Origin of the sequence: Pseudonocardia pini, assembly GCF_013870575.1 — a bacterium.
Classification (GTDB): domain Bacteria; phylum Actinomycetota; class Actinomycetes; order Mycobacteriales; family Pseudonocardiaceae; genus Pseudonocardia; species Pseudonocardia pini.
The window spans coordinates 1-2,468 of record NZ_JACBXB010000802.1; the positions used below are offsets into that span (position 1 = coordinate 1).

Below are 2,468 nucleotides of genomic sequence, written 5' to 3' on the forward strand. Positions count from 1 at the left end.
GTTGTCGAGCAGGGGCGACGGATCGGGGTCGGCCTGCCGCGGCACCACCCTCAGGCCGCCCGCCGCCTGCTCGGCGCGGAACGACCCCCAGTGGGAGCTGTGCGGGCGGGAGGGGGTGTGCATCCCACCCACTCCATCCGACGCGGCCCGGCCCGTCCAACGACGATTTCGCATCACGAACGATCACCCGGTGCGATCGGTCCCGACCATCGCCGGTGATCGGCCCGGCAGCCGGGTGCTCGCCGCGATGCCGACCACCACCCCACCCGCGAGCAGCCAGAAGGCCGCAACGAGCCCGGCGGTGCTCGCGAGCAGCGCCGCGGTCGCGATGCCGAACGCCGCCCCGAGCTGGTTCACCGTGTAGAGGAGTGCGCTCGCCTGCGCGGTGGACTCGGGCGGGACCGTCCGGAAGACCGATCCGATCGCGGGTGCGCCGACCGTCCCCAGACCCAGCCCCACCAGGAGCCCGCCCAGGACCACGAGGGGCAGCGAGCCCGCGCCGGTGGCGAGCACGACCGCCCCGACCAGCGCGATCGCGCCGCCGACCAGGGCCACCGGTCGGGATCCGACGCGGTCGGACAACCGGCCGGACACCGGCATCGCCACCATCGAGGCCGCCCCGAGCGGGGCGAGCAGCAGCCCGGCGGAGGCGGGGGAGAGGCCGTAGGTCTGCTGGTACGCCAACGGGATCACCAGCAGCGCCCCGAAGGTCGCGAGCCCGTTGGTGCCCGCGGTGAGCAGGCTCGGTGTCACCCCGGGGCGGGCGAGCAGCCGCAGGTCGACGAGCGGGGCGCTGCGGCGCAGCGCGTGCGCGGCGTAGCCGGCCAGCAGGGCCGCGGCGAGCCCGACCGGCACGAGGACCGGCCAGGCCCCGACCGTCCCCTCGGCCTCCACCCGGGACAGCCCGAGGACCGCGGCGCTGACGCCGGGCCCGAGCAGCGCCAGGCCCACGACGTCGAGCCTGCGGACCGGGACCTCCGGCCCCGGGGTGTCGTCCGCCAGCGTGCGCGCGGCGAGGACCAGCGCCGCGACGACGATCGGCACGTTGACCAGGAAGAGCCATCGCCAGTCGAGGACCTGGAGGAGGGCGCCGCCGACGATCGGGCCCGCGACCGGCCCCGCCGACCCGACGATCCCCATGATCCCCATGACCCGCCCCGCCCGCTCGGGCCCGGCGGCCCGCGCCAGCAGCGTGAGCATCAGCGGATCGAGGATGCCCGCGCCGACACCCTGGACCGCCCGCAGCGCGATCAGGGTGCCGAGGTCCGGGGCGAACGCCGAGCCCACCGAGCCGACGAAGAACACGACCAGGCCCGCCAGCCAGAGCCGCTTGCCGCCGTAGCGCTCCACGGCCCAGGCACCGACCGGCACGGTCACCGTGACCGCCACAAGGTACGCGGTGGCGACCCAGCCGACCGCGCCGAGCTGCGCGTCGAGGTCGACGGCGATCGTCCGGACCGCGACGAGCACCATCGAGCCGTCGAGGATCCCCATGATCCCGCCCAGCAGGACCACGGCGATGGTGCGGCGGAGCGCGCGCTCGTTCATGTGGACTCGTAGGTTCGCAGAACCAGACTCAAGAGTCTGATTAGCTGATATCAGGCGTCTGCTTGTCAAGACCGGGTAGGCTCCTGTCATGCCGGTGACCACCGGGCCGCGCGGCCGGATCGACAAGCGGAGCGCCATCCTCGTGGCCGCGACCACCGTGTTCGCCCGCGCGGGCTACGCCCAGGCCGGGGTCGACGAGATCGCCGCGGAGGCAGGCGTCGCGAAGGCGACCGTCTACAGCCACTTCGGCGACAAGCAGAACCTGCTGCGCGAGGCGCTCGTGGCGGAGTCCGACCGTGCCGCCGAGGCCAATCTCGCGGTCGTCGAGGGGCTGCTGGACCCGGGCGGGGACGTGCGTGGGGCGCTGGAGGACGTCGCGCTGCGGCTGCTGGAGTGCTTCACCGACGAACGCTCCTGGGCGCTGCGGCGGCTGGTCACGGCCGAGGTCGTGCAGTTCCCCGACCTCGCGGACGTCTTCCTCGGGCGCGCGGCGAGCCGGGTCAACCAGGCCCTGGCGGACCGCCTGCTCGCCCTGTCGGTGGCGGGTGAGCTGCGGATCGCGGACCCGGCCACGGCGGCCGAGCAGTTCGGCAGCCTGCTCACCGGCGGCATGGACGCCCGCACCCGCTTCGGCACGCGCGCGCTGCCCGCCGCCGAGCTGGCCGGGATCGCCCGGTCCGCCGTCGACACGTTCCTGCGGGCTTTCGCGCCCGTGTGAGGACCTGGCGTCGGGCGGTCTTGACACCGTGCCGACCCGGCGGGTTTGCTCGATGACGTGCCGCTCCTGCTCACCGAGCGCCGCCACGTCGACCTCTGCCGGACCGGGACCGCGCTCTGTCGGTGAGGCCCGCCTCGCCCCCACCCGGTCCACCCTCGCGGGCACGTCGTCGCCCGCACCCGCGGAGATCCCATGAGCACGC

At 74.8% G+C, this 2,468-nt stretch carries 4 protein-coding genes; 2 read left to right on the forward strand and 2 right to left on the reverse strand.

What is annotated here, in order from left to right; genetic code table 11:
* Together H5J29_RS29160 and H5J29_RS29165 are read right to left on the reverse strand one after the other, a co-directional pair.
* On the reverse strand, positions 1-174 hold a 174-nt coding region (locus H5J29_RS29160; protein ID WP_312858465.1), incomplete at its 3' end, for a hypothetical protein.
* A 9-nt stretch (positions 175-183) separates the two neighbouring features.
* A complete protein-coding gene (locus tag H5J29_RS29165; RefSeq protein ID WP_246394455.1) occupies positions 184-1,548 on the reverse strand; it encodes a DHA2 family efflux MFS transporter permease subunit in 1,365 nt (454 codons plus the stop codon).
* A gap of 88 nt (positions 1,549-1,636) precedes the next feature.
* Between H5J29_RS29165 and H5J29_RS29170 the strand changes: the two genes are divergently transcribed.
* Complete coding sequence (locus H5J29_RS29170) at positions 1,637-2,266, forward strand: TetR/AcrR family transcriptional regulator (protein ID WP_181784190.1); 630 nt, start codon at positions 1,637-1,639, stop codon at positions 2,264-2,266.
* Positions 2,267-2,323: 57 nt separating this feature from the next.
* Entirely contained in the window at positions 2,324-2,392 is a 69-nt protein-coding gene (locus tag H5J29_RS36665) for a putative leader peptide (RefSeq protein WP_376768587.1), read from the forward strand.
* The last annotated feature ends 76 nt before the right edge of the window (positions 2,393-2,468 follow it).